This window comes from Klebsiella sp. HMSC16A12 (assembly GCF_001808265.1).
GTDB classification, from domain to species: domain Bacteria; phylum Pseudomonadota; class Gammaproteobacteria; order Enterobacterales; family Enterobacteriaceae; genus Klebsiella; species Klebsiella pneumoniae.
The window spans coordinates 12,495-38,751 of record NZ_KV792586.1 but is presented as its reverse complement, the minus strand read 5'-3'; the positions used below and the strand labels follow the sequence as shown (position 1 = coordinate 38,751).

General features: G+C 55.2%; 24 protein-coding genes. 7 read left to right on the top strand and 17 right to left on the bottom strand.

Going from position 1 to position 26,257, the window contains the following annotated elements:
* Nucleotides 1–97: 97 nt before the first annotated feature.
* The 4 genes from hemG to pepQ are packed head-to-tail and all read right to left on the bottom strand — an operon-like array spanning nt 98 to nt 4,078.
* Nucleotides 98–631, bottom strand: a complete 534-nt coding sequence (gene hemG / locus HMPREF3140_RS09850) for a menaquinone-dependent protoporphyrinogen IX dehydrogenase (protein ID WP_002883453.1) — start codon at nt 629–631, stop codon at nt 98–100.
* An 11-nt stretch (nt 632–642) separates the two neighbouring features.
* Complete coding sequence (gene trkH, locus HMPREF3140_RS09845) at nt 643–2,094, bottom strand: Trk system potassium transporter TrkH (RefSeq protein ID WP_070552958.1); 1,452 nt, start codon at nt 2,092–2,094, stop codon at nt 643–645.
* A 38-nt stretch (nt 2,095–2,132) separates the two neighbouring features.
* On the bottom strand, nt 2,133–2,747 hold the full coding sequence (locus tag HMPREF3140_RS09840) for an IMPACT family protein (protein ID WP_002883449.1): 615 nt from the start codon (nt 2,745–2,747) through the stop codon (nt 2,133–2,135).
* Nucleotides 2,747–4,078 (bottom strand): Xaa-Pro dipeptidase, encoded by a 1,332-nt coding sequence (gene pepQ / locus HMPREF3140_RS09835; RefSeq protein ID WP_004150459.1) that lies wholly within the window; start codon nt 4,076–4,078, stop codon nt 2,747–2,749. Before pepQ ends, HMPREF3140_RS09840 begins: the two co-directional genes overlap by 1 nt.
* Before the next feature lie 191 nt (nt 4,079–4,269).
* On the opposite strand from pepQ, the gene fadB reads away from it, so the two are divergent.
* Nucleotides 4,270–6,459, top strand: a complete 2,190-nt coding sequence (gene fadB / locus HMPREF3140_RS09830) for a fatty acid oxidation complex subunit alpha FadB (protein ID WP_032412743.1) — start codon at nt 4,270–4,272, stop codon at nt 6,457–6,459.
* A 9-nt stretch (nt 6,460–6,468) separates the two neighbouring features.
* On the top strand, nt 6,469–7,632 hold the full coding sequence (fadA, locus tag HMPREF3140_RS09825; RefSeq protein WP_004150456.1) for an acetyl-CoA C-acyltransferase FadA: 1,164 nt from the start codon (nt 6,469–6,471) through the stop codon (nt 7,630–7,632).
* 106 nt (nt 7,633–7,738) lie between these two features.
* Here the strand turns inward: fadA and fre are convergent, their stop codons facing one another.
* Both fre and ubiD read right to left on the bottom strand, forming a co-directional pair.
* A complete protein-coding gene (gene fre, locus HMPREF3140_RS09820; RefSeq protein WP_002883448.1) occupies nt 7,739–8,440 on the bottom strand; it encodes an NAD(P)H-flavin reductase in 702 nt (233 codons plus the stop codon).
* Nucleotides 8,441–8,489: 49 nt separating this feature from the next.
* A complete protein-coding gene (gene ubiD, locus HMPREF3140_RS09815) occupies nt 8,490–9,965 on the bottom strand; it encodes a 4-hydroxy-3-polyprenylbenzoate decarboxylase (RefSeq protein ID WP_004146456.1) in 1,476 nt (491 codons plus the stop codon).
* Between the two features lie 178 nt (nt 9,966–10,143).
* Between ubiD and rfaH the strand changes: the two genes are divergently transcribed.
* Nucleotides 10,144–10,632 carry a transcription/translation regulatory transformer protein RfaH gene (gene rfaH / locus HMPREF3140_RS09805; RefSeq protein WP_002883430.1) on the top strand — a complete coding sequence of 163 codons (489 nt, stop codon included), beginning with the start codon at nt 10,144–10,146 and terminating at the stop codon, nt 10,630–10,632.
* Here rfaH and tatD read toward each other — a convergent pair.
* The 9 genes from tatD to udp all read right to left on the bottom strand — a co-directional run bounded on the left by tatD (nt 10,629) and on the right by udp (nt 18,595).
* Nucleotides 10,629–11,432 carry a 3'-5' ssDNA/RNA exonuclease TatD gene (tatD, locus tag HMPREF3140_RS09800; protein WP_015959233.1) on the bottom strand — a complete coding sequence of 268 codons (804 nt, stop codon included), beginning with the start codon at nt 11,430–11,432 and terminating at the stop codon, nt 10,629–10,631. The genes rfaH and tatD overlap by 4 nt on opposite strands.
* A 32-nt stretch (nt 11,433–11,464) precedes the next feature.
* The gene (gene tatC, locus HMPREF3140_RS09795) at nt 11,465–12,244 is read right to left on the bottom strand and encodes a Sec-independent protein translocase subunit TatC (RefSeq protein ID WP_002883427.1); all 780 of its coding nucleotides are present in this window, start codon (nt 12,242–12,244) and stop codon (nt 11,465–11,467) included.
* Between the two features lie 2 nt (nt 12,245–12,246).
* Nucleotides 12,247–12,783 carry a Sec-independent protein translocase protein TatB gene (tatB, locus tag HMPREF3140_RS09790; RefSeq protein ID WP_004181653.1) on the bottom strand — a complete coding sequence of 179 codons (537 nt, stop codon included), beginning with the start codon at nt 12,781–12,783 and terminating at the stop codon, nt 12,247–12,249.
* A 3-nt stretch (nt 12,784–12,786) separates the two neighbouring features.
* Entirely contained in the window at nt 12,787–13,038 is a 252-nt protein-coding gene (gene tatA, locus HMPREF3140_RS09785) for a Sec-independent protein translocase subunit TatA (RefSeq protein ID WP_002883425.1), read from the bottom strand.
* Between the two features lie 129 nt (nt 13,039–13,167).
* Nucleotides 13,168–14,808: a ubiquinone biosynthesis regulatory protein kinase UbiB gene (gene ubiB, locus HMPREF3140_RS09780; RefSeq protein WP_004177924.1), complete on the bottom strand. Its 1,641-nt coding sequence runs from the start codon at nt 14,806–14,808 to the stop codon at nt 13,168–13,170.
* The gene (ubiJ, locus tag HMPREF3140_RS09775) at nt 14,805–15,410 is read right to left on the bottom strand and encodes a ubiquinone biosynthesis protein UbiJ (RefSeq protein ID WP_032412741.1); all 606 of its coding nucleotides are present in this window, start codon (nt 15,408–15,410) and stop codon (nt 14,805–14,807) included. The genes ubiB and ubiJ overlap by 4 nt, the downstream gene beginning before the upstream one ends.
* A gap of 13 nt (nt 15,411–15,423) precedes the next feature.
* Entirely contained in the window at nt 15,424–16,179 is a 756-nt protein-coding gene (gene ubiE, locus HMPREF3140_RS09770) for a bifunctional demethylmenaquinone methyltransferase/2-methoxy-6-polyprenyl-1,4-benzoquinol methylase UbiE (protein WP_002883421.1), read from the bottom strand.
* A gap of 70 nt (nt 16,180–16,249) precedes the next feature.
* Nucleotides 16,250–17,698, bottom strand: a complete 1,449-nt coding sequence (rmuC, locus tag HMPREF3140_RS09765; RefSeq protein ID WP_002883420.1) for a DNA recombination protein RmuC — start codon at nt 17,696–17,698, stop codon at nt 16,250–16,252.
* Nucleotides 17,699–17,833: 135 nt separating this feature from the next.
* Nucleotides 17,834–18,595, bottom strand: a complete 762-nt coding sequence (gene udp, locus HMPREF3140_RS09760; protein WP_002883419.1) for a uridine phosphorylase — start codon at nt 18,593–18,595, stop codon at nt 17,834–17,836.
* A 272-nt stretch (nt 18,596–18,867) separates the two neighbouring features.
* Here udp and HMPREF3140_RS09755 point away from each other — a divergent pair, with 272 nt between their 5' ends.
* Entirely contained in the window at nt 18,868–19,680 is an 813-nt protein-coding gene (locus HMPREF3140_RS09755) for a dienelactone hydrolase family protein (protein WP_016532476.1), read from the top strand.
* 106 nt (nt 19,681–19,786) lie between these two features.
* Here HMPREF3140_RS09755 and HMPREF3140_RS09750 read toward each other — a convergent pair whose 3' ends face one another.
* Nucleotides 19,787–20,461, bottom strand: a complete 675-nt coding sequence (locus tag HMPREF3140_RS09750; RefSeq protein ID WP_016532475.1) for a transporter substrate-binding domain-containing protein — start codon at nt 20,459–20,461, stop codon at nt 19,787–19,789.
* Between the two features lie 36 nt (nt 20,462–20,497).
* The gene (locus HMPREF3140_RS09745; RefSeq protein WP_032105227.1) at nt 20,498–21,433 is read right to left on the bottom strand and encodes a LysR family transcriptional regulator; all 936 of its coding nucleotides are present in this window, start codon (nt 21,431–21,433) and stop codon (nt 20,498–20,500) included.
* Between the two features lie 481 nt (nt 21,434–21,914).
* Between HMPREF3140_RS09745 and HMPREF3140_RS09740 the strand changes: the two genes are divergently transcribed.
* From HMPREF3140_RS09740 to HMPREF3140_RS09730, 3 genes are read left to right on the top strand one after another with little or no spacing between them, the layout of a single operon-like run.
* Nucleotides 21,915–22,973 (top strand): lactonase family protein, encoded by a 1,059-nt coding sequence (locus HMPREF3140_RS09740; protein ID WP_032105226.1) that lies wholly within the window; start codon nt 21,915–21,917, stop codon nt 22,971–22,973.
* 12 nt (nt 22,974–22,985) lie between these two features.
* Nucleotides 22,986–24,257 carry an SLC13 family permease gene (locus HMPREF3140_RS09735; RefSeq protein WP_032412738.1) on the top strand — a complete coding sequence of 424 codons (1,272 nt, stop codon included), beginning with the start codon at nt 22,986–22,988 and terminating at the stop codon, nt 24,255–24,257.
* An 11-nt stretch (nt 24,258–24,268) separates the two neighbouring features.
* Complete coding sequence (locus HMPREF3140_RS09730; protein WP_070552957.1) at nt 24,269–26,206, top strand: aconitate hydratase; 1,938 nt, start codon at nt 24,269–24,271, stop codon at nt 26,204–26,206.
* Nucleotides 26,207–26,257: the final 51 nt, after the last annotated feature.

The following is a 26,257-nucleotide window of genomic DNA, read 5'->3' as shown; positions in this document are numbered from 1 at the left end:
GGAGGCGCATTATAGGGAGTAATTCTGAGGTGACAAGGGGAAATGCAAAAAAACTTTTCGTTCGCTCGATTTTCCATCACAACGCGAGTTTTACGCGCTATTTGCGCGCCATTTGTGCGATTTCCCGAGCAAACCGGGATACCTGTTGCCAGTCGGTATAGACCACTTCTTTGCGGGTATCCGTTTCACCCCCGGTCATTTTCATAATCAGGCGGATCATAAACCGATCGTACCAGCTGTAGCGCGGGTAGCGCAGCGCGCCGGCAAATACCGCGCAGCTCTGCGGCTGCCACGGCGAGTTCAGCAGAAACTTACGCGTATAGCTGTTGGTCTGCGGCGTGCGCTTCTCGGGTTTACGCGCCACCAGGTTAACCGAAAAGAATGCCCCCGGCAGCGCCTGCAATGCTGCCAGATGCTTTTTCACAAAGCGGTCCACCGCCGGATGAAAGTGCCCGTAGCGAATCGACGCGCCAATGACCACTCGATCGTAGTGATGCCATTCGACGACATCGGTACGGTTCAGGTTCAGGGTGTCCGCATCGATGCCCAGCTCTTTAAGCTCAGAGGCGAGAAACGAAGCGATTTCACGGGTCTGCCCGTCGCGGGTGGAGAAGAGAATTAAAGTTTTCACGAGCACTCCTGTTATTCGCGCCAGAAAGTGGGGGTAAAGAGCACCAGTAAGGTGAACACTTCCAGACGACCAAACAGCATATTAGCAATCAGGATCCATTTCGCGACCGGGTTCATGGTGGCAAAGTTATCCGCGACGACGCCGAGCCCAGGCCCGAGGTTGTTCAATGTCGCCACCACGGAGGCGAAAGCAGAGAAGTCATCCACCCCGGTGGCGATAATCGCCAGCATACTAATGATAAAGACCAGCGCATAGGCGGAGAAGAATCCCCATACCGCTTCCAGAATACGTTCCGGCAGCGCGCGGTTACCTAATTTAATGCTATACACCGCATTCGGGTGCACCAACCGCTTCAGCTCACGGTTGCCCTGCTTGAACAGCAACAGGATACGGATCACTTTTAATCCACCGCCCGTGGAGCCAGCGCAGCCGCCGATAAATGCGGAGCACAGCAACAGCACCGGAAGGAACAGCGGCCAGCGTGCAATGCTATCGGTGGTGAACCCCGCGGTGGTCGCCATCGACACCACCTGGAAAAACGCCTGGTTCAGCGTAGTCAACACCGAGCCGTACACGTTATGAAGCCATAGCACCAGCGTACAGACGATGACCAGCGTCAACTGGACGCCAATGAACATCCTAAATTCGGGGTCGCGCCAGTACACCTTCAGGCTGCGTCCGCTCAACAACGAAAAATGCAGACCGTAGTTACAGCCGGAGATCAGCAGGAAGATGGCAATGATGGAGTTGATCATCGGACTGTTGAAATAGCCGACGCTGGCATCGTGAGTCGAGAAACCGCCGATGGCGATGGTGGCGAAACTGTGCCCGATCGCATCGAACGCCGGCATACCGGCAAACCAGAGCGCCAATGCGCAGGCGATCGTGAGTAACACATAGATGAGCCACAATGTCTTCGCCGTCTCGGCAATACGCGGACGCATCTTGTTATCCTTCAGCGGGCCGGGCATTTCCGCGCGGTAGAGCTGCATCCCCCCGACGCCGAGGATAGGCAGAATCGCTACCGCCAGCACAATGATCCCCATGCCGCCGAACCACTGCAGCATCTGGCGATAAAAGAGGATAGCGTGCGGAAGCGAGTCCAGCCCCACCAGAGTGGTCGCCCCGGTCGTCGTCAGGCCGGAAAATGACTCGAAGAAGGCATCCGTCATCGTCAGGTTCGGCTGTTCGGAGAAGATAAAGGGCAAGGCCCCCACGCTCCCCAGCACGGTCCAGAACAGCACCACGATCAGAAACCCTTCGCGAGATTTCAGTTCGCCTTTTTGCTTACGGTTCGGCCACCACAGCATGGAGCCGATCGCCAGAGCGACAAAGAAGGTTTGAGTGAAGGCCCGTCCCGCGCCATCGCGATATATCAGGGCCACTAATCCCGGGACGATCATCGTCCCCGAAAACAAGATGACCAGCAGTCCAACGATTCGGGTTATGGCGCGAAAATGCATCTCTGGCGCTTCCTTTGATAGGCAAAAAACAGAGGGGATTATTCGTTAATCTTCAGTAATTGCAATGAACCACGACTAAAATCAGCCAGTCTTGCTGAAAAAGCCGCCACTTCGGCCTGGGGAAGCGCCACGCGCAGCCGAACTGACGCCAGATATTCGCTTTCAACGACGTTTCCGGAGAATTGGGCGAGCAGCGCTTCGACGCCGGCCAGTTGCCCATACTCACACTGCAAAGTATATGCCGTTAACGGCGTCTTGCGCAGCGTCGTCAGCTGCGCCAGCGCCTGATGCACCCCGCCGCCATAGGCCTTAACCAGACCACCGGTGCCCAGCAGGATACCACCGTAGTAACGCACGACGACAGCGGTTATCTCGCCGACGCCGCTTCCCATCAGCTGCGCCAGCATCGGTTTACCCGCCGTTCCCGCCGGTTCGCCATCGTCTGAAAACCCCAGCTGTTGCGAATCATCAGGCGGCCCCGCGACCCACGCCACGCAGTGGTGGCGGGCATCAGGATGATCCGCTCTGACGGACTCGACAAAAGCTTTTGCCGCCGCCACGCCGTCGGTATGCGCCAACAGCGTGATAAAACGGCTTTTTTTAATCTCCTCAACGACGGTAACCGGCGCCGCCGGGATTAACCAGCTCTCCATCAGGCCAGCTTCAGATCGCGCGTCATATTTTCGATGCTGTTTTCGTGAACCACCACGTTATCTTCGATACGGATCCCGCCAAACGGCTTCATGGCGTCAATTTTTTGCCAGTTGAAGTGCTTGCTGAATGGGCCTTCACGCCACGGCGCCAGTAACGACTCGATGAAGTAGATGCCGGGTTCAATGGTCAGCACCATACGCGGCTCGATAATACGGGTGCAACGCAGGTACGGATATTTCGACGGCGCCGCCAGATGCGTACCGGTATCGTCCTGCATAAAGCCCGCAACATCATGCACCTGCAGACCCAGCGGATGGCCAATCCCGTGCGGCATAAACGGCCCGGTCAGGTCATTCTCCACCATCGCCTCTTCGCTCATGTCGGTAACCAACTGGTGTTTACGCAACAGCTTCGCGATACGCTGATGGAACTGGATATGGTAATCAATGTAACTGGTACCGGCCTTCATGGTACTAATCAGCGCCAGCTGCTCATCGTTAACGTCTTTGATCAGATGGGCAAAGTCGTTATCGCCGTGCGCCGCCCAGGTGCGCGTCAGATCTGCGGCATAGCCGTTATATTCCGCACCGGCGTCGAGCAGGAAACTGCGCATCTCCGCCGGGGCACGATGGTCCAGTTTGGTGTAGTGCAGGACGGAGGCATGCTCATTCAGTGCGACAATATTGCTGTAAGGCACGTCGGTATCACGATGGCCGGTGGCGGTGAGATAGGCCTGGTTGATATCGAATTCGCTCATCCCCGACTGGAAAGCTTCGTAGGCCGCACGATGACCATTCACCGCCGACTTCTGCGCTTCACGCATGCAGGCCAGCTCGTAATCGGTTTTGTAAGCCCGGTAGTAATGCAGGTAGTCGATAACCCCTTTCGGGTTGATCTTATCCGCGGCGATACCCAGGCCCAGCGCGCGCTCAGGCACCGGGCCGATATAGCCAATATTACCGCGAGCAGCAGGCAGCTGGCTGCCGATGCCATCGGCCTTCGGTAGCGCGATCACGTCTATCTCTTCGGTCCAGAAAGAGGTCGGCAACGGCTCAACGTTATGCCAGTAATCTACCGGCAGATAGAACCACAGCTTCGGTTTATTCACACCGTCCACCAGCAGCCAGCAGTTAGGCACCTGAGTCACAGGCACCCAGGCTTTGAACTGCGGATTGACCTTGAACGGGTACGGATGGTCATCAAGGAAGACGTTAACCAGCTCGCCGGAGTGAATCAGCAGAGCATCCATTTGAAAACGGGCCAGGACGTCGCGGGTACGTTCTTGTAGGGTAACAATATGATTTTTATAGAGCGCGGCCAGGGATTCCATCTTTTATCCTTTGCTTTTATGGGATCGTGATACACCGCATCTTAGCACATCGACCTGCGTGCGGGTGATTTCCGCCGGATGTGATCCGACCAGCAATTATTTAAAGAGTAATTTGCAATTCTTTAACATAAATTCCACACTCCGTTTCATCTGGTATGACCAGATCATATTGCTGGATTCAGGAGACTGACATGCTCTACAAAGGCGACACCCTGTACCTCGACTGGCTGGAAGAAGGCATCGCCGAACTGGTGTTCGATGCCCCAGGTTCGGTCAACAAGCTTGATACCGCAACCGTAGCCAGCCTTGGTCATGCGCTGGACGTACTGGAAAAACAAAGCGATCTCAAAGGTCTGCTGCTGCGCTCTGAAAAAGCGGCATTTATCGTCGGCGCGGATATCACCGAATTCCTCTCGCTGTTCCTGGTCCCTGAGGAGCAGTTAAGCCAGTGGCTGCATTTTGCTAACAGCGTCTTCAATCGTCTGGAAGATCTCCCCGTCCCCACTATCTCTGCCGTCAATGGCTATGCGCTGGGCGGCGGTTGCGAATGTGTGCTGGCGACCGATTACCGCCTAGCGACGCCGGACCTGCGCATTGGGCTGCCAGAAACCAAGCTCGGCATTATGCCGGGCTTCGGCGGTTCCGTGCGTCTGCCGCGCCTGCTCGGCGCCGATAGCGCGCTGGAAATTATTGCCGCCGGGAAAGACGTCGGCGCCGATCAAGCACTGAAAATCGGCCTGGTGGATGGCGTGGTCGCTGCGGAAAAACTACGCGACGGCGCGCTGGCGATCCTACGTCAGGCCATGAATGGCGACCTGGACTGGAAAGCGAAACGTCAGCCGAAGCTGGAGCCGCTGAAGCTCAGCAAAATTGAAGCCGCCATGAGCTTCACGATTGCCAAAGGCATGGTCGCGCAAACCGCCGGGAAGCATTACCCGGCGCCGATCACCGCGGTCAAAACCATTGAAGCCGCCGCGCGTCTTGGTCGTGAAGAAGCCCTGGTGCTGGAAAATAAAAGCTTTGTCCCGCTGGCCCATACCAATGAGGCCCGCGCGCTGGTTGGTATCTTCCTGAACGACCAGTACGTCAAAGCGAAAGCGAAAAAGCTGACCAAAGATGTCGAGACGCCGAAGCATGCTGCCGTCCTGGGCGCTGGCATTATGGGCGGCGGTATCGCTTACCAGTCGGCCTGGAAGGGCGTGCCGGTGGTGATGAAAGACATCAGCGACAAATCGCTGACCCTGGGCATGACCGAAGCGGCGAAGCTGCTGAATAAACAGCTGGAACGCGGCAAAATCGACGGTCTGAAGCTGGCCGGAGTGATTAGCACCATTCAGCCAACCCTGGAATACAGCGGTTTTGATCGCGTCGACGTGGTTGTGGAAGCGGTGGTCGAAAACCCGAAAGTGAAGAAAGCCGTACTAGCGGAAACCGAGACAAAAGTGCGCCCGGATACCGTGCTGGCGTCCAACACCTCAACGATCCCCATCAGCGAGCTGGCCAGCGTTCTGCAGCGCCCGGAAAACTTCTGCGGTATGCACTTCTTTAACCCGGTGCATCGCATGCCGCTGGTTGAAGTGATCCGCGGCGAAAAAACCTCGGATAATACCATTGCCAAAGTGGTGGCCTGGGCCAGCAAAATGGGCAAAACGCCGATTGTGGTGAATGATTGTCCCGGCTTCTTCGTCAACCGGGTACTGTTCCCCTACTTCGCCGGCTTCAGCCAGCTGCTGCGCGACGGGGCGGACTTCCGCAAAGTCGACAAAGTGATGGAGAAACAGTTTGGCTGGCCGATGGGCCCGGCTTATCTGCTGGACGTGGTCGGCATCGATACCGCGCACCATGCTCAGGCGGTCATGGCGGCGGGCTTCCCGCAGCGGATGCAGAAAGATTATCGCGACGCCATCGACGCCCTGTTTGACGCCAACCGTTTCGGCCAGAAGAACGGCCTCGGCTTCTGGCGCTATAAAGACGACAGCAAAGGTAAGCCGAAGAAAGAAGAAGATGCTGCCGTCGACAGCCTGCTGGCCGACGTCAGCCAGCCGAAGCGCGATTTCAGCGATGAAGAGATTATCGCCCGCATGATGATCCCCATGGTTAACGAAGTCGTCCGCTGCCTGGAAGAAGGCATTATCGCCAGCCCGGCGGAAGCGGATATGGCGCTGGTATACGGCCTGGGCTTCCCTCCATTCCACGGCGGCGCATTCCGCTGGCTGGACACCATCGGCAGCGCGAAGTATCTCGATATGGCGCAGCAATACCAGCACCTTGGCCCGCTGTATGAAGTGCCAGCCGGTCTGCGTGACAAAGCGCGCCATAACGAAGCGTATTATCCCCAGGTAGAGCCAGCCCGTCCGGTTGGCGCTCTGAAAACGGCTTAAGGAGTCACAATGGAACAGGTTGTCATTGTCGATGCAATTCGCACCCCGATGGGCCGTTCGAAGGGCGGCGCATTTCGCCACGTGCGCGCGGAAGACCTCTCCGCGCACCTGATGCGTAGCCTGCTGTCGCGCAATCCGTCGCTTGAGGCAAGCGCGATAGACGATATCTACTGGGGTTGCGTGCAGCAAACCCTCGAGCAGGGTTTTAACATCGCCCGAAACGCGGCACTGCTGGCGGAGATCCCGCATTCGGTACCAGCAAATACGGTCAACCGTCTGTGCGGTTCTTCCATGCAGGCGCTGCACGATGCGGCCCGTATGATCATGACCGGCGATGCCAGCGTCTGCCTGATTGGCGGCGTCGAGCACATGGGCCATGTGCCAATGAGCCACGGCGTCGATTTCCATCCGGGCCTCAGCCGCAACGTGGCAAAGGCGGCAGGGATGATGGGGCTGACTGCGGAGATGCTGGCGCGTCTGCACGGTATTAGCCGCGAGATGCAGGATCAGTTCGCCGCGCGCTCTCACGCTCGTGCCTGGGCCGCAACCCAGTCCGGCGCATTCAAAGCGGAGATTATCCCCACCGGCGGCCACGATGCCGATGGCGTACTCAAGTCCTTTAACTATGACGAGGTGATCCGCCCGGAAACCACCGTCGAGACGCTGTCCACGCTTAAACCGGCGTTTGACCCGGTGACCGGTACGGTAACGGCGGGTACCTCTTCCGCCCTTTCCGATGGCGCAGCGGCGATGCTGCTGATGAGCGAAAGCCGCGCTCGCGAGCTGGGGCTGAAGCCGCGCGCTCGCGTCCGTTCAATGGCGGTGGTCGGCTGCGACCCGTCCATTATGGGTTATGGCCCGGTTCCGGCCTCAAAGCTGGCGCTGAAAAAAGCGGGCTTATCCACCAGCGATATCGACGTTTTTGAAATGAATGAAGCATTTGCCGCGCAGATCCTACCGTGTATTAAAGATCTGGGCTTAATGGAGCAGATCGATGAGAAGATCAACCTCAACGGCGGGGCGATCGCGCTCGGTCATCCGCTGGGCTGTTCCGGGGCGCGCATTAGCACCACGCTGATCAACCAGATGGAGCGCAAAGACGCTCAGTTCGGCCTCGCCACCATGTGTATCGGCCTGGGACAAGGGATCGCTACCGTGTTTGAGCGGGTTTAAGCGAAAGGGTATCTCAACGCCATTGCCACCAGAACCTGGCGGCTATGGCGAAGAGAGCAGGTTTAGTTGCCGTTCTTCCCGCCTGTCAGGGGCGGGTTTTTTATTTTCAGATAAACGCAAACGCATCGCCAAACAGGCGATCTTCACGCGCGCCGCGCTCATTACAGAACAGGTCGCGAGCGATCTTGGCCATCTCAAAACGACCGGCAATGTAGATGTCATGCTCGGCCAGCGTACCGTAATCCTGCAGCACGGCGGTGAGTACCGTACCGGAGCGACCACGCCACCCTTCTTCCGGCTGTTCGACCACCGGCTCGATGCGCAGATTCGGATGCTTGATGCTTAACGCTTCCAGCTCGGCCAGATCGTACAGATGCTTAGCCTCGCGGCCGCCCCAATAAATGGCGATATCGCGATCAGGGTTACGCGCCAGCGCGCTTAACAGAATAGAACGCACATAAGAGAATCCGGTACCGCCGGCGATCAGAATCAGCGGGCGATCTTCGTCATCGCGCAGCCACGCTTCGCCATGCGGAATATCAACCTCAATTTCACGCTCTTTCAGAATGCGATCCATGACCGCCATCGCGTACAGATTGAGCTCCGAGGCGCCGATATGCAGCTCGATAAATTCCTGTTCCGCCGGCGTGGAAGCCATGGAGAACGGGCGCTTGTCGCGCTCATCCATTACCACCATCAGATACTGGCCGGCACGGAAGGAAAATGCCGCTTCCGGCACTAATCGAACACGATATACGGTATCGGTAATCGCCTCCACCGAGGTCACTTTACAGCTTAAGGTTGTCATGCGTCCCCTCTGTCGGGTCAATAGAGCAAAACAGCGGCGTTAGCCCCGCTTACTGTTGTTTAAAGATGGCCAGTTCATCCCAGATGGCGTCAATACGCGCCGTAACGGCAGGATCTTTTTTGATTGGGCGACCCCATTCACGCTGGGTTTCGCCAGGCCATTTATTGGTGGCATCCAGCCCCATTTTTGAACCCAGGCCGGAAACCGGCGAGGCAAAATCCAGATAATCAATTGGCGTATTCTCTACCAGTACCGTATCACGAGCCGGGTCCATACGGGTAGTGATCGCCCAAATCACATCGTTCCAGTCGCGTGCGTTGACGTCGTCATCGCAGACAATCACGAACTTGGTATACATAAACTGGCGCAGGAACGACCAGACGCCCATCATTACGCGCTTGGCATGTCCCGCGTACTGTTTTTTCATGGTCACCACCGCCAGGCGATAGGAGCACCCTTCCGGCGGCAGATAGAAATCAACGATTTCCGGGAACTGCTTTTGCAGGATCGGCACAAAGACTTCATTCAGCGCCACGCCCAGCACCGCTGGCTCATCGGGCGGTCGGCCGGTATAGGTAGAATGATAAATCGCGTCTTCACGCTGGGTAATATGTGTTACCGTAAATACCGGGAAGCTGTCCACTTCATTGTAGTAACCGGTGTGATCGCCATACGGGCCTTCCGGCGCCATTTCACCGGCCTCAATGTAGCCTTCAAGCACAATTTCCGCGCTGGCCGGCACTTCAAGGTCATTGGAAACGCACTTAACCACTTCGGTCTTGGTGCCGCGCAGCAGGCCTGCGAAAGCATATTCCGACAGGGTATCGGGCACCGGCGTCACCGCGCCAAGAATGGTTGCCGGATCGGCGCCAAGCGCCACGGAAACCGGGAAGCGTTCGCCCGGACGCGCCGCGCACCACTCCTGGAAATCCAGCGCGCCGCCGCGATGAGACAGCCAGCGCATAATCAGTTTGTTTTTGCCGATCAGCTGCTGGCGATAAATCCCCAGGTTCTGCCGCTCTTTGTGCGGCCCGCGGGTTACCGTCAACCCCCAGGTGATCAGCGGCGCGGCATCTTCCGGCCAGCAGGTCATAATCGGGATTTTATTCAGGTCGACATCATCGCCCTGGATGATTTTTTGCTGACAGGGGGCGCCGCGCAGGCGTTTGGTCGGCATATTCAGCACTTGCTTGAACTGCGGCAGCTTATCAAACAGGTCGCGGAAGCCTTTTGGCGGCTCAGGTTCTTTCAGAAAGGCCAACAGTTTACCCACCTCGCGCAGCGAACTGACATCCTCCTGACCCATCCCCAACGCCACGCGACGCGGCGTGCCGAACAGATTGCACAGCACCGGCATGGTATAGCCTTTCGGATTCTCAAACAGCAGCGCCGGGCCGCCGGCGCGCAGAGTCCGGTCGGCAATTTCGGTGATTTCCAGGTGAGGATCGACCGGCAGAGTGATACGTTTTAGTTCGCCCTGTTGTTCCAGGAGTGTCAGAAAGTCGCGAAGATCGTGATATTTCATGGAAGTGTTATTGACCTCTCTACAGGCGGCTAATTATACGGTGTTCGACGGCGCGATGCTGTAATTTTGTTAAATTAGCGTGAAAGAACGCTGAAATTTGGATTTCAATTATAATGGCTTTCGCGATTACACCAGCCATTTGTTATGCTTGCCGTTATTAGAAGTGGAATGAGTCATTATGCAAGCCTGGTACTTACTGTATTGCAAACGTGGGCAGCTACAACGAGCCCAGGAACATCTGGAACGTCAGTCAGTTAACTGCCTGATGCCGACGATTGCGCTGGAAAAAATCATTCGCGGTAAACGCACCATGGTCAGCGAACCGTTGTTCCCGAACTACCTGTTTATTGAGTTCGATCCAGAGGTGATTCATACCACCACCATCAGCGCCACTCGCGGGGTTAACAACTTCGTGCGCTTTGGCGCCCTACCCGCTATCGTCCCCTCGGCGGTCATCCATCAGCTTTCTATCTACAAACCGGAAGGGATTACCGACCCGGAAACGCCGCATGAGGGCGATAGCGTGCTAATCACCGACGGCGCGTTTGAAGGCCTGGAGGCGATCTTCACCGAGCCCGACGGCGAAGCGCGCTCTATGTTGCTGTTAAACCTGCTGAATAAGCAAGTCCTGCAGAGCGTTAAAAATACCGACTTCCAGAAAATCTAAACGCCGTTAATGTCAACGCCAAACAGCGCCCTGACGTTTGCGTCCGTTTGCGCCTCCAGCCATTGCGCCTCCTCGCCGCGCCAGGCCGCGACGCTGGCCAGGATATGCGGCAAATACGCGGGCTCGTTACGCCGCGAGGCCGGTTTCGGCTTGAGATCGCGCGGCAGCAGATAAGGCGCATCGGTCTCCAGCAGCAGACGTTCCGCCGGGATCGCCGGCAGCAGCTCGCGCAGCTCCAGTCCCCGCCGCTCATCGCAAACCCAACCGGTAATACCGATAAACAGGCCCAGATCCAGGCATTCCTGCACCTCGCTGCGGCTGCCGGTAAAGCAGTGCAGCACCGCGCCCGGGAGCTTCTCAAGCCAGGGTTTAAGCAGCGTCAGAAACCGATCGTGGGCGTCGCGGCAGTGCAAAAACACCGGCATCGACAGCTCAGCGGCCAGCGCCAACTGGGCGCTGAACGCTACCTCCTGCTCGTGCGGCGTGGAAAAATTCCGGTTAAAATCCAGACCGCACTCGCCTATCGCCACCACCTGCGGCTCGCCGGCGAGGGTATAAATCGCCTCGGCGACCGCTGGCGTCCAGCTGCTACCGTCATGGGGATGAACCCCCGCCGTGGACCAGCAGCCGGAATAGCGGCTCGCCAGTTTCTGCGCCTGCTGGCTCTCCGCCAAATTTGTGCCGGTCAGCAGCATGCCGTTAACCCCCGCCGCCAGGGCGCGCGCCACTACCTCATCATGATCGCGGGAAAACTGCGAACTGGTCAGATTAACGCCGATATCAAACATGATCGCTCCCATACGCCAACCGCCCTGACGGGCGGTTGGCGGTATTACTCTTCTCTGTGCTCTGCGGCTTCAGCTTCGGCCGCGGCGTCGTCATCGCGCGTCAGGCGCTTCCCGGTGTAGAAGCGGGCAAAGAACACCCCGACTTCAAACAGACAGTACATCGGAATGGCCAGCAGCGTCTGCGAGAATACGTCCGGCGGCGTCAGCAGCATGCCCACCACGAAGGCACCCACCAGCACATACGGCCTTTTTTTACGCAAGTCTTCCGGCGTGGTAACGCCCATCCAGCAGAGCAACACAATGGCGACCGGTACCTCAAAGGAGACCCCGAATGCCATAAACAGCGCCATCACGAAGTCGAGATAGCTGCGAATATCGGTCGAGACCAGCACCCCTTCCGGCGCCGCATGGGTCAGGAAGCCGAACGCCAGCGGAAACACGACAAAATAGGCGAAAGCCATGCCGATATAGAACAGCAGGGTACTGGATACCAGTAAAGGCACCACCAGCCGGCGTTCGTGCTTATACAACGCCGGCGCGACGAAGGCCCATACCTGGTAAAGAATAATCGGCACCGACAGAATCACCGACACCATGAAGGTCAACTTTATCGGCGTAAAGAAAGGTGAAGCGACATCGGTGGCGATCATCGTCGCGCCCACAGGCATCTTACTGATAAGCGGGGCCGAGACCAGCTGGTAGATATCATTGGCGAAATAGACCAGCGCCAGGAAGATCACCAGAATAGCAATGATGCTGTTGAGCAGACGCTTGCGCAGCTCAATCAGATGCGAAATTAGCGGTTGTGTATCGTCTACGCCCATGTTTACGGTTTATCACTCGATGCGGGGGAAGAATGGGGAGCTGCCGCCGTAGCGGACGTTTTCTCTGCCTGAAGGTCAGCCGGTGAAGCAGATTGCTCGTCGGCAACGGGATCTGGCGCATGAGCCGGAGCGCTGGCCTGATGTTCTGCCGTCGCCGGCGTGACGTCCTGGCGCTGCGCTTCGCTGCCTTTGACCACCGGATTAAGGATGGTATTGGCTTCGTCGCTGGCTTTTTCGGGATCGTGGGCGCTATAGGAGCGCTTCATCGACTCCGCGGCCTCGCGCAGTTCATCCATCGAGGCTTTCAGCTCCGGCGTCAGGTTATTCAGGCTAGCCTTTTCCACCTTCTTCAGGCTCTCCTGGAACTCCTGCAGTTTTAGCTCCTGGGCCAGCTCATTTTGTACCGTGGTCGCCAGCGAGCGTAACGTACGGATCCAGCCAACTACCGTTTTAACCGCTACGGGAAGCCGCTGTGGCCCCAGAACAATGAGGCCAATCACAAACACCAGCAGTAGTTCACTAAAACCAATATCGAACACGAGTTACACCTGCTCTTTGTCGTGGCGTTTTGTCTCGTCTTTTTTTGCATCATCCTGTTTATCGGCGATGGTTTTCGCCGTGAAATCTGCGTCTGGCGCCGACTTTTCGGGTTTATCATCATCACTCATGGCTTTTTTAAAGCCTTTGATAGATGCCCCTAAGTCAGACCCCAGCGAGCTCAGCTTCTTCGTCCCAAAAAGCAGAACTACGATGACGACAACAATTAATAACTGCCAAATACTGATACCACCCATACACGTTCCCCTATGACAGATGATGAATTGTGTGGACGCATTATACACGCCATCCTGCGAGCCGCCTCTTCGTCAGGCCGCCGACATGATTTTGCGCAAATAAGCCTGCGTCATGAAGAGGCGAACCGATCAGTGGGTTTTCCGCCAGCCAATAAGCCAGGTCACCACACCGCCGGCCATCAGCCAACCGGGCATCATTCCCCATTCAGGGCGATGGATAAAGAGCAGCGTACCACTGAGCAATAAAACCGCGCCTATACCAAACAGGTAACGGGATTGGCCCTGGCGCACATGACGCACATGCATATCCCGTACAATAGTATCGACGCTGGTCTGCAGCTGTTTGCTCTGCTGCAGGCTCTGATACACCAGCTCAGGTATTTCCGGCATTCTTTCGATCCAGAACGGCGCTTTGTCTTTAAACGCGCGCACCAGCGCCGGAATGCCGACCTGATCTTTGATCCACGACTCGAGGAAAGGCTTCGCCGTTTTCCACAAGTCTAACTGAGGATAGAGCTGCCGGCCTACCCCTTCTACGTAAAGTAATGTCTTCTGTAGTAAAACGAGCTGCGGCTGGACTTCCATATTGAAACGCCGCGCGGTATTGAACAGATTAAGCAGCACGTGGCCGAAGGAGATCTCCGCCAGCGGCTTCTCAAAGATCGGCTCGCAGACCGTGCGGATCGCGAACTCAAACTCTTCAACGTTGGTATCGGGCGGAACCCAACCGGAATCGACGTGCAGCTCGGCAACTTTACGATAATCGCGGTTGAAAAAGGCGATAAAGTTTTCCGCCAGATAGCGCTTATCTTCTTTGTTCAGTGAGCCGACAATACCGCAGTCGATGCCGATATACTGCGGATCTTCCGGATGCTCGTAGCTGACGAATATGTTGCCAGGATGCATATCGGCATGGAAGAAGCTGTCGCGGAACACCTGGGTGAAGAAGACCTGCACGCCCCGCTCCGCCAGCAGCTGCATATTGGTGCCCTGGGCCTCCAGCGCCTCCACATCGGACACCGGGATACCGTAAATGCGCTCCATTACCATCATGCTTTCGCTGCAGTAGTCGGGGTACACCTCCGGCACGTACAGCATCGGGCTGTCTTCGAAATTACGCCGCAGCTGAATAGCGTTGGCGGATTCCCGCAGCAGGTTCAGCTCATCCAGCAGCGTTTTTTCATATTCACGAACTACCTCCTGCGGGCGCAGACGGCGACCGTCAGGCAGCAGACGCGGTACCCAGCGCGCCAGGCGGTAGATGAGCTTCATGTCCGCTTTAATGATCGGCAAAATATCCGGGCGGATAACCTTGATCACCACCTCTTTGCCATTCTCTTTCAGACGCGCGGTATGCACCTGGGCGATGGACGCCGAGGCTAACGGCTCAACGGAGAAATCATCAAACCAGGTCTCGACCGGCAGCCCCCCCATCGCTTTCTCTATCTGCTGCTGCGCGAGCTTCCCTTCAAAGGGCGCCACGCGGTCCTGCAACAGCGCCAGCTGATCGGCAATATGCGGCGGAAAGAGATCCCGGCGGGTGGAAAGCATCTGGCCGAATTTTATCCACACCGGCCCCAGCTCCTGGAGCGCCAGCCGAAGGCGGGCGCCAAGAGGCTGATCCTGATGGCGGTTTGGCATCCAGAACAGCATCCGCCGCCAGATACGCAGCGGCAGCGTGATCCGCATTTTGGGGATGAGCTCATCGAGCCCGTAGCTCAAAAAGGTGTGGATGATGAAATACAGGCGCCGTAATTCTCCTGGCGTCATTTGCCCTCCAGCGTTTCCAGCCGTTTTTCCAGTGCGGCCAGCGCGCGCTCAATAGCCGTTGTCTCTTCAGCAAACCAGGCCAGCTCCAGCGGCCCCGGCGCCAGGCGCCACTCTTCAGTGATCGCTTCCGCGACATAGCGTTGCTGGCGCTCTGCCCCCTTCAGCAGAAACTGAGCGCCGCCGCGCAGGACTTTACCGACGCCTTCGGCCACAATATCGCCGGTATAGGGCGCCAGCAGTTCAGCGGGATCAAACTCTGCCAGGTCGCACAGGGAGACCATATTCTGCACCACCTGCAGATCGCCCTGCACTTCCAGATCACCGCTGCGAATAAGCGCCGTGAGCTGCTGACGATTGCGCAGTTTTGGCAGCACGCTGAGCCGGGTAATCACGGTGCAATCGGCCTCTCCGTCCCAGGCGCTCAGGACGTCAACCTGGCGTTCGCTGAATACCAGCACCACGGGCGTGGCGAAATCCTGCAGCTGGACCCGCAATACCTTGCCCAGCAGGCGCTGGCGAGCGGGTTTAAGCGCTTTGTCGCGCCAGAGGAAAGTATTCAGCGCCGTTTCAATGCCAGCGGTAATCAGGGGTGTGAAAGGCATAGCGTCCCTCCTGTCAGAACTTGTAACCGCGATGCAAAGCAACGATACCCGCCGTCAGGTTGTAGTAATCCACGTTTTCGAAGCCCGCATCCTGCATCATCCCTTTCAGGGTTTCCTGGTCCGGATGCATACGAATAGATTCCGCCAGGTAGCGATAGCTGTCGCCATCTTTTGCCACCAGCTCGCCCACCTTCGGCAGGATATGGAAGGAGTAAGCGTCGTAGGCTTTGCTCAGCGGTTCGATAATGGGTTTAGAAAACTCCAGCACCAGCAGACGTCCGCCCGGCTTCAGCACGCGGTACATCGAACGCAGCGCTTTCTCTTTGTCGGTCACGTTACGCAGACCGAAAGAGATGGTGATGCAGTCAAAGGTATTATCAGCAAAAGGCAGGGCTTCCGCGTTGGCCTGAACATACTCAACGTTGCCTACGATGCCGATATTGCGCAGCTTTTCGCGGCCCATTTTGAGCATAGAATCATTGATATCAGCAAGCATGACGCGGCCGGTTTCCCCTACCAGGCGGGAGAACTTGGCCGTCAAATCACCGGTACCACCAGCCAGATCCAGCACGGTCTGCCCGCGACGTACGCCGCTGCAGTCGATGGTGAAACGCTTCCACAAACGATGGATCCCAAACGACATCAAGTCGTTCATCACATCATATTTTGCGGCGACAGAATGGAATACATGCGCCACCATATCTGCTTTCTGCTCTTTAGCGACCGTCTGAAAGCCAAAGTGCGTCGTTTCTTGTGAATCCTCAACCATCTCTATGCCTGCTTGCTTTTCAAGAAAATGTTCACTGAGTGTATCAGACTCAGCGCATTTCCCATACGTTTCAGCGTGGCGGAGCCGCCTCCCGGCTACGCACCGTCTCGGCAGAGTCGGGTGAAAATGCGTCATTTTCCGGCAGGTTATCCTCATCTTCGAGACGATATTGCTCGTCCTGAGCCGTAGCTTGTTCGACTAAATCAGGATTAATCCCGCGCTTGACCTCCACGCCCAGGCCGCGAAAGGCCTCCGCCTGGGCCAGCAGATTACCACGCCCGGAAGCGAGCTTTTTCATCGCCTGGCGATAGCTCTCTTGCGCCTTATCCAGGCTCTGGCCGATGGCGGACATATCATCCACAAACAGGCGCATTTTGTCGTAAAGGCGCCCCGCCCGCTCGGCAATCTTCTGCGCGTTACGACTCTGGTGCTCATAGCGCCACAGATTGGCGATAGTGCGCAGGGCTACCAGCAGCGTCGTCGGGCTAACCAGCATAATATTATTTTGCAGCGCCTCGCTGATGAGCTCAGGCTGGCGATCGATGGCCAGCAGGAACGCCGGCTCAACGGGAATAAACATCAGCACATAGTCGAGCGAGCGCAGGCCAGGCAGCTGTTGATAATCCTTGCGTCCCAGCAGGCGAATATGGTTTCGCACCGAGGCAAGGTGTTCCTGCAGCGCGACTTCGCGGGTGTAGTCGTCTTCGGCGTTGAAATAGCGCTCATAGGCGACCAGGGTCATTTTGGCGTCGATCACCACGTCCTTACCCTGCGGCAGGCGCACGATAACGTCCGGCTGCATCCGCGAGCGGTTGTCGGTCTCAATACTGACCTGAGTCTGGTACTCATAGCCTTCGCGCAGGCCGGAGGCCTCCAGCACGCGGGTTAAGACCACTTCCCCCCAGTTGCCCTGAGTTTTGTTATCCCCCTTCAGCGCTTTGGTCAGGTTCAGCGCCTCCTGTGCCATCTGCGCGTTCAACTGCTGCAGATTGCGGATCTCATGCGCCAGGGTATGTCTTTCACGCGCCTCCTGGCCAAAGCTCTCCTGCACCTGGCGGCGGAACCCGTCCAGCTGTTCGCGTAGCGGCGTCAGCAGGCCATGCAGGCTCTGGCGGTTTTGCTCATCGACCCGCCGGTTGCTGTGTTCGAAAATACGGTTGGCGAGGTTTTCAAACTGCTCGCTAAGGCGCTGCTCGCTGTTCATCATCTGGCGGATCTTATCTTCCGCATGCAGCTGGGTGGATTCGAGCCGGGTGGTGACCTCTCGGAGATCGGCCTCGAGCGAGGTATTGATATCCCGTAGGCTGCGCAGCTCGTTGTTCAGCAGCTCACACTCCTCACGCCAGTGGGCCTCCTGCGCCAGTTGCTGGCGGGCGGCGCTCAGCTCAATATCCAACTCTCGCCGTTCCTCGATGAGATCGGCCCGAATTTGATCGGCACGCGCTTTGGTCGCCAGCCAGCCGACCATTAACCCGGCTGCCAGTGCGATAACCGCGCTGATAATAATGGAGAGATCCACGACGCCCCCTGCGATAACCTGATGACACAAAATAGAATTGTGCTGTACAAACGTCCAGTTTAAAAGGAATTTCCTGCGAGAGGCGACGCAAAAAAGAAAGGCCGGAGGATCCGGCCTGACAGGGAAAGAGTTGAATTACAGCAGACGACGCGCCGCTTCCACGACGATTTTCACCGCGTGGCTTTCGGTTTGCTTCATGGTTTCGGCGTTAGGGATCTCTTGCTGGGTACGGTTCACGATAACCCCAGCCACCATCCCGGCGCGCAGGCCCTGGCTGGCGCACATGGTCAGCAGCGTGGCGGATTCCATTTCATAGTTCATCACGCCCATTGCCTGCCACTCTTCCATTGAGCCCTTGAAGCGGCTCACCACGCGGCCGGAGAAGGTGTCGTAACGCTCCTGGCCCGGGTAGAAGGTATCCGAGGAAGCGGTTACGCCGATATGGGTGGTGGCGCCGATTGATTTCGCCGCTTCCACCAGCGCGGTGGTACAGGCGAAGTCTGCGACGGCCGGGAACTCCATCGGCGCGAAGTGCAGGCTGGCACCGTCCAGACGAACGGAGGCGGTAGTCACCAGCACATCGCCAACGTTAATGTGCGGTTGAATCGCACCGGTGGTGCCGATACGCAGGAAGGTACGCACCCCCAGCTGCGCCAGCTCTTCCACGGCGATGGAAGTCGACGGGCCGCCGATGCCGGTAGAGCAGACGATCACCGGTTTGCCGTCCAGCTCCGCGCGCCAGGAGGTAAATTCGCGGTGAGATGCCAGCTTAACCGGCTTATCCATCAGCGCGGCGATCTTTTCCACACGCTCCGGATCGCCAGGGACGATAGCCAGCGTAGCCCCTTGTAAATCGTTCTTGGTGAGGCCGAGATGAAAAACATCAGACTTGGACATAAAAAACTCCTCTGTGGGTCGAATTATCAGCAGAAGCAAAACGGTACTGTACAGAAGCCCCTGGCAACATTTTGTGATGATAGTCACCAAGACCAATAATGATTGCAGTTGTTTTTCAGTAAATAGTGATACACATCACATTAACAAGTTATATTCATCATCACAGAACAAAAGATAGCCGCTTTCAGGCACTGTGCTTTATTACCGCCCGAACTAAAGGTAAAGGGTCTATAGTTATTGATGCGCTAATAAATAAGGGTACGGAGAATACCATGACCACCACCAAGCAACCTGGATTCGCACCTGCAGCTTCACCACACGCCGCAACCGCCGTTCATACGCCGGAAGAGCATATTATCGCCGGAGAGACGTCGATTCCCTCTCAGGGTGAAAACATGCCGGCCTACCACGCCCGCCCGAAAAATGCCGACGGTCCGCTGCCGATCGTTATCGTGGTACAGGAAATTTTCGGCGTGCATGAACATATTCGCGATCTTTGTCGCCGCCTGGCACAGGAAGGCTATCTGGCTATCGCGCCTGAATTGTACTTCCGTCAGGGCGATCCGAATGAGTACCACGATATCCCGACCCTGTTCAAAGAGCTGGTCAGCAAGGTGCCGGACGCGCAGGTGCTGGCGGATCTCGACCACGTCGCCAGCTGGGCGGCGCGCCACGGCGGCGATGCCCATCGTCTGCTGATCACCGGCTTCTGCTGGGGCGGACGCATTACCTGGCTGTATGCCGCGCATAACCCGCAGCTTAAAGCGGCAGTGGCCTGGTACGGTAAGCTGGTGGGAGAAAAATCACTGAATTCGCCGAAGCACCCGGTAGATATCGCCGTCGATCTCAACGCCCCGGTGCTTGGTCTGTACGGCGCTAAAGACGCCAGCATTCCGCAGGACACCGTCGAGACTATGCGTCAGGCGCTGCGGGCAGCCAACGCCACGGCGGAAATCGTGGTCTATCCCGAAGCCGATCATGCCTTTAACGCCGACTATCGCGCCAGCTATCATGAAGAGTCAGCCAAAGACGGCTGGCAGCGGATGCTCGCCTGGTTTGCTCAGTATGGCGGGAAACGCGGTTAGCCCCGCCCTCTGCGGTCCGGCATCCCGGACAGATGCGCAGCATCGCCTCCGGGAAATGTGCCGGACCTGATGTATCGGCGTGGCTTCTTCCCGATTAATGGAAAGGTCAGGCATAAATATGGCGGGCAACCAGCGCCGCCAGCGTCCCGTCCTGCTGCCACTGTCTCACCAATGCCTCCATTCGCTCATAATAGTGCGGAACCGCGCGCGGCACGCAGATGGCTTGCTGAATCTGGCTATAGTTGTCAGGCAGCACACAAACGCTATCTTGCCCCAGGGCGGCGGCTTCCAGCAGCTGGCGAATATTCGCCACCATATCCCCCTTACCGGCCAGAAAAGCGTTGAGCGCCTGCTGAGTGGTGGGATATTCGCAAAGACGGGCGTGTTTTAATGTCCGAATGAGCGGCAATGAATAGGCGGAGCCTTTACCGACGTTAATCGTCACGCCTTCCCGGTCCATCTCCAGGACGGAATGTATCCCGCTGCAGCTACGTACCAGTAGGGTGCAGTCAATCGTGAGATAGGGCGAGGTAAAGCGCAGTTCGTTCTCACGTGCGGGATCGACCGCTAAAAAAGCAATATCCCATTGATTATTCGAAGCATCGTCAACAATACCTTTTGCTGCGGGGTAAGGTAACAGCCGCTCCGGCTGCTGGCAGAACTCCGCAATTTTTCGCGCTAGCTCAACCGTTAGTCCCTGTAACGATCCGTCGGTTAACTGCTTAGCGAGCAAAGCGTTACCTAAATTAATCGCAAACCGTAACGCTGATGACGATGCCATTGTTGACTCCTTTTGGAAGCTGCAAAAACCCGGCGCTTATCGCGAAAATAAATCAAAAGGCGCCGTCCATTTTTCAGGTTTGCGTTCAAACCACATTTCCAGAAACAAATTAACCAATCTCTCCGCTATTGGCGACAGCGGCACATCGTTGCGTCGAATAAGGCCAATGCTACGACGGATCACCGGTTCGACAAGCGGGATGCTGACCAGCGATTCGTGTTGATGATGCGACATCGCCATACAAGGCAGTGCCGCAATCCCCAGCCCGGCTTCCACCAGGCCTATCGCCGTTGAATAGTGGCGAACTTCATAAAACCACTCCAGCGTTCCGGCGGTCTGCGCGATCTCTTGTTCAATCAGTATCCGGTTCCCACTGGTACGCCTGATACCTATCAGCCGATGGGAGGCCAGCTCGTTCCACTCAACCAGCTTCTTTGTTGCCAACGGATGATCGCGGCGACAAACCAGAATATAGGGTTCATCAACAAGAGGAGTGAAGGAAATTTGGGGATGTGTCACGCGGTTCATATTGATACCAAAATCCGTCTCACCACTCATCAGCGAATCTAAACTATCCATCGTCGCCTGTTCATGAATATGAACGCGAATATTAGGATAAAGTGAGTTAAATTTTTCGAGCACAAGGGGGAGAAAATAAAAAGTCGCCGTGGGAATACAGGATAACTTAATGACCCCTTTCTGATGAGCGGCCAGTTCCTGAACACTAAGAATGGCATTATCCATGTAGTCCAGTAGTGCCCGCGCGTGCGGCAGCAGCGCTTTCCCGGCATAGGTCAGGGTCACTTTGCGTGTTGTGCGCTCAAACAAGGAAACCTTAAGGTGCTCTTCTAATTTTTTAACTCTACGCGTCAATGCCGGTTGCGATAAATTGAGTTCGTCCGCTGCCCGAGTAAAACAACCGAAATCAGCAATAGTGACAAAGGCTTTTGTCCCTAATAGCTCGCTCTTCATAGAAGATCCTTTTTACAGAAATGAAACACCAGGCACATAAAACAACCAAATAATACTTACTTATCACAAGATGACTATGATTAATTTCTGCCGACTAAAGCAAAATTGCAATAAAGGCCAAATATAAAACGTGTTTTCCCGATGACTTTGTGATGCAGTTCATTATTTTTAGCCTGAAGGGTGCATAACCGTCTCCAACTTTCATCCTCTGAATGCGATCGCCCCCCCACCATCATTCATTGTTTATTAACACATTGATTATAAATCATGCCCAACACGACCCATTATGTTAAATCTGGCAACATACAGAACATATTATTAATGCACAATGGTTATCAATTGAGACACAAAAATGATTTATATCTCTTTCGCCAAAATGACACCATAGCAGCAACTATAGAATTACTCATGAAGTTATATTCACATAACAAATACAAATACAAATAAGAGAACAAATTCTTACTTTAATAAAGGAACACTTATGTCTGTATCTTACGTTGGAAGCAGAACTACGGCGTTACGTAATGCGAGAGGGAAAGGGCTAAGCGTCTGGAGTATTGATGATGATACCGGCAACTGGACGAAAATCCAGACGTTAAAAGAACAGGAAAACCCATCTTACCTGACCTTCGACAATACGAAAAATTTCTTATATTCTGTTCACGGTGATTATACTGAAGTTACCAGTTACGCCATTAACCCTGAGGATGGAAAACTTACTTACATTAACAAAATAACACTTGATGACGGTAAAAACCCGGTATTTATTACCGCGGATAAAACCAACCGTTATCTGTTAGTTGCCACCCTACAAGGCGGTGCAGTTTACGTCGTCCGCCGGGAAGAAAATGGCGCCCTGGGCGAAGTCGTATCCGTCTGGCGTTTTCCTGGAAAAACCAATGAATCCATCTCTCATGCGCATCAGTGTATCTGGGATCAGGAAAAAAACTACCTTTTCGTGCCGCAGCAGGGCCGTGTTATCGGCTACGCTGGCGTCAGCGTACTTAAATTCAACCCGGAAGATGGCTCATTAATCGAAACCGATTACTTCCGTGCCAGAGAGTATTCTGAACCGCGCCATATGGCGATCCATCCGAATAATCAATATTGCTATTTGGTTAATGAAAAAGACAATACCGTAACCTGGTTCTTTTTCGACCAAAATAGCGGAAAAATTGAACCGCAGCAGATTATCCCGGTACTGCCGGAAACCTATACCGGCGAAGGGCAGTCCAGCGCCGTGCTGGTTGATAAAAGCGGAAAATGGGTTATTGAATCCACCCGGATTCACGAATCGCTTTCCATCTTCCGTATTAATCCTCTGACTGGCTATCTAACCCGGGTAGAAACCATGAAAGTACCCGGACTGACGCCGCGTTTTATTACGTTTAACGATGCTGGCGATCGGTTATTTGTCGCTAACGAAGATAGCGATACCATTATCCAATATGCTTTCGATAATATTACTGGCAGCCTGACGCAATTACAACCCGTTGTTGCGACGGAAAGCCCAGTTTGCATCCTTTTTAAATCGCTGTAATCGGGAGTCATTATGCCTAATCTCGCGATTATTTCGCTGTTAGCGATATTTATCGCCATTATTATTGGTTTTTATAAGAAGACCAACGTGGGAATTATTATGGTAGCCTTCGCTTTTATCTTAAGCCTGGCCTACCACATTCCAACAGCAAAGTTATTCAAAGGTTTTAGCGTTTCTTTATTTCTGACGATGCTGGGAGTAACCTATTTATTTAGCATACTGCATAACAATAAAACCCTGGAGATATTATCGAAAAAGATTGTTGGTGCTGTTCATAAACGCAATCTACTGCCAATCGCTATTTATATCGTTGGCTTTGTGCTGTGCGCCGTAGGCCCTGGCGCCATTCCGGTGCTGGCGATAGTTCCGGTTATTGCGATACCTATCGCGTTTCAGGCCCGGCTCAACCCGATCATGATGGCGATTATCGGTCAGTGCGGCGTATTTGGCGGACGCATAACACAAATCACGCCGGAAGGCGTGCTGGTCATGGAATTAATGGACAAACAGCAGCTTACACCATCACTGTTCCCGGTCTGGCTGTGCCTGTTCATCACCTCCGTTCTGATGGCCATACTTTGCTACGTCTGGTATCGGGGCTGGCGCCTTGATGATCTGGATATCAATGCCGCAGATAGCACAATCAACGCCACGCCGAAGTTTACCACCGTTCACTGGTGCTCGTTGGCAGGATTACTCGCATTGATAATTTGCGCCGTCGTCTTCTCCCTGAATGTTGGTTTAACGGCTTTCGTCATTGGCGCCATTCTTTCTGCGCTGGGTGCTGGTGACGAAAATGCGGCGATCAAGGGTATCCCATGGTCAGTCTTAATTCTGGTATGCGGCGTCGGCCTGTTAATGAACGTGGTGATGGAGTCCGGCGGTATTTCACTGCTGGCGAAAACCTTAACCACGGTAATGAATCAAACCACCGCTTCATCGGTAATGGTCACTACCGCCGCGATTATGTCCTTTTTCAGTTCTGGATTAGGCGTGGTTTTCCCAACATTAATCCCGACCTGTCAGGGTATCGTCGAACATTTAGGCGCGAATATTTCCGCTATTGAACTGGTCGCCATGGTCGTCGTTGGCGGTACCGTCTCCGGCGTCAGCCCGGTATCCACCACCGGCGCACTCATTATGTCCGGCGTCGCCACCAATAAAGAAGCAGAGCAGAAATACACCCCCAGCAAAATGTTTATTGAGCTATTCGCCTGGGCCTTCGCCGCAATGATTTTGTGCTTTGTGATGGCGATTACCGGTATTTACGCTCTATTTTGTTAACGGATTAGAAAATGAAACAGAATATTACCCAGAAAATTATTGCTCAACATTTGCTGAGCGGCAATATGGTTGCAGGTGAAGAAATTAGTATTCGCATCGATCATACTTTAACCCATGATGTCACCGGCACCCCAGCCTATCTGGCATTTGAAACTTTAGGTATTCCACAGGTAAAAACAGAGCGTTCGGTCAGCTATATCGACCACAATATGCTGTATACCGATAATAAAAACCCGGACGACCATATTTATTTACAGACCGTTGCCAAAAAACACGGCATTTATTTATCCAAAGCCGGAAACGGTATTTGCCATACGGTGCACTTCGAACGCTTTAGCCGTCCGGGGATTACGCTGTTGGGTTCCGATAGCCACACGCCAACCGGCGGCGCGGTTGGCGCCATGGCGCTTGGCGCAGGCGGGCTGGACGTCGCGCTGGCGATGGCGGGCGAGCCGACCTGGCTGAAAATGCCGCGAGTGATTAACGTACGCCTGCACGGTCGTATGCAGCCGGGGGTTTCGGCAAAAGACATTATTCTGGAGATGCTGCGCCGTGAAACGGTCAAAGGCGGACTGGGCAAAGTCTACGAATATACCGGCGAAGGCGTGGAGCATATCAGCATCCGCGACCGCTCAACCATCACCAATATGGGCGCGGAAATGGGCGCCACCACCTCTATTTTCCCCAGTGATGAAGTGACCCGTGAGTTCTTTATTAAAGAGAATCGCGAGCAGGACTGGATTTCATTACAGCCGGATGAAGGCTGCGAGTACGACGACTATATTGATATCGACCTTAACACGCTGGAGCCGCTGGTGGCGATGCCGGATATGCCGGATAACGTGACCGAAGCGCGCAACTGCCGCGACGTGAAAATCAACCAGGTGTTCCTCGGCAGCTGCACCAACGCCTCCTATACCGATTTCGCCAAAGCGGCGGCGATTATGGAAGGCCGCTTTACTCATCCGGAAGTGAGCTTTGTCGTCGCGCCGGGCAGCCGCCAGCTTTATCAGATGCTGTTACGCGACGGCATCATCGGCAAACTCATTGCTGCAGGCGCGCGCGTTATCGACTGCGGCTGCGGCGCGTGCTGCGGCATTGGCCAGGCGCCTTCCACCGATGGCGTTTCTCTGCGCACCTCTAACCGTAACTTCAAAGGCCGCGGCGGTCATTTGAACGCGAAGCTATACCTGTCCAGCCCGGAAATTGCCGCCGCATCGGCCATTGCTGGCTACATTTCCGACCCGCGCGATGTGGTTGATGTCGCGGTGCTCAACGATATTGTCGAACCACATGACTATATCATCGACGATCGGCTGATCCTGGCCCCGGCAGAAAACGGTGAAGAAGTCGAAGTGATTCGCGGACCGAACATCAAACCGATGCCAATCAACGAACCGCTGCCGGATACGCTGACCATTCAGGTTTCTGCGGTTCGCGGCGATAACATCACCACCGACGATATTACCCCTGCCAACGCGCAGTTCTCCGCCCTGCGATCCAACATCCCAGAGATCAGCAAATATTGCTATGGCCGCATCGATCCAGAGTTCCACGATCGCTGCAAAGAACTGGGCAAAAGCATCATCATCGGCGGCGAAAACTACGGTCAGGGCTCCAGCCGCGAACATGCGGCCATCGCGCCGATGTACCTGGGCGTCAAAGCGGTCATTGCCAAATCGATGGCGCGTATCCACAAAAACAACCTCGTCAACCACGGCGTGGTGCCGCTGATTTTCGCTAACCCGGAAGATTACGCCTGTTTCGAGACCTTTGACGAACTGCGTATCGAAAACTTCCATGAAGGGCTGCGCCAGCGCTGTGTGCTGCTGAAAAACGTGACCAAAAACCGCGAAGTTTCGCTCAACGTCGACCTTACGCCGCGAGAAATCGAAATCGTGATCGACGGCGGCCAGTTGCGCCACGTCGCCAGTAAGAACGCGAAGTAACGACGGTCAAACCGGCGCAAAAATCACAATGTTGGCATAAGGAAATGCCAA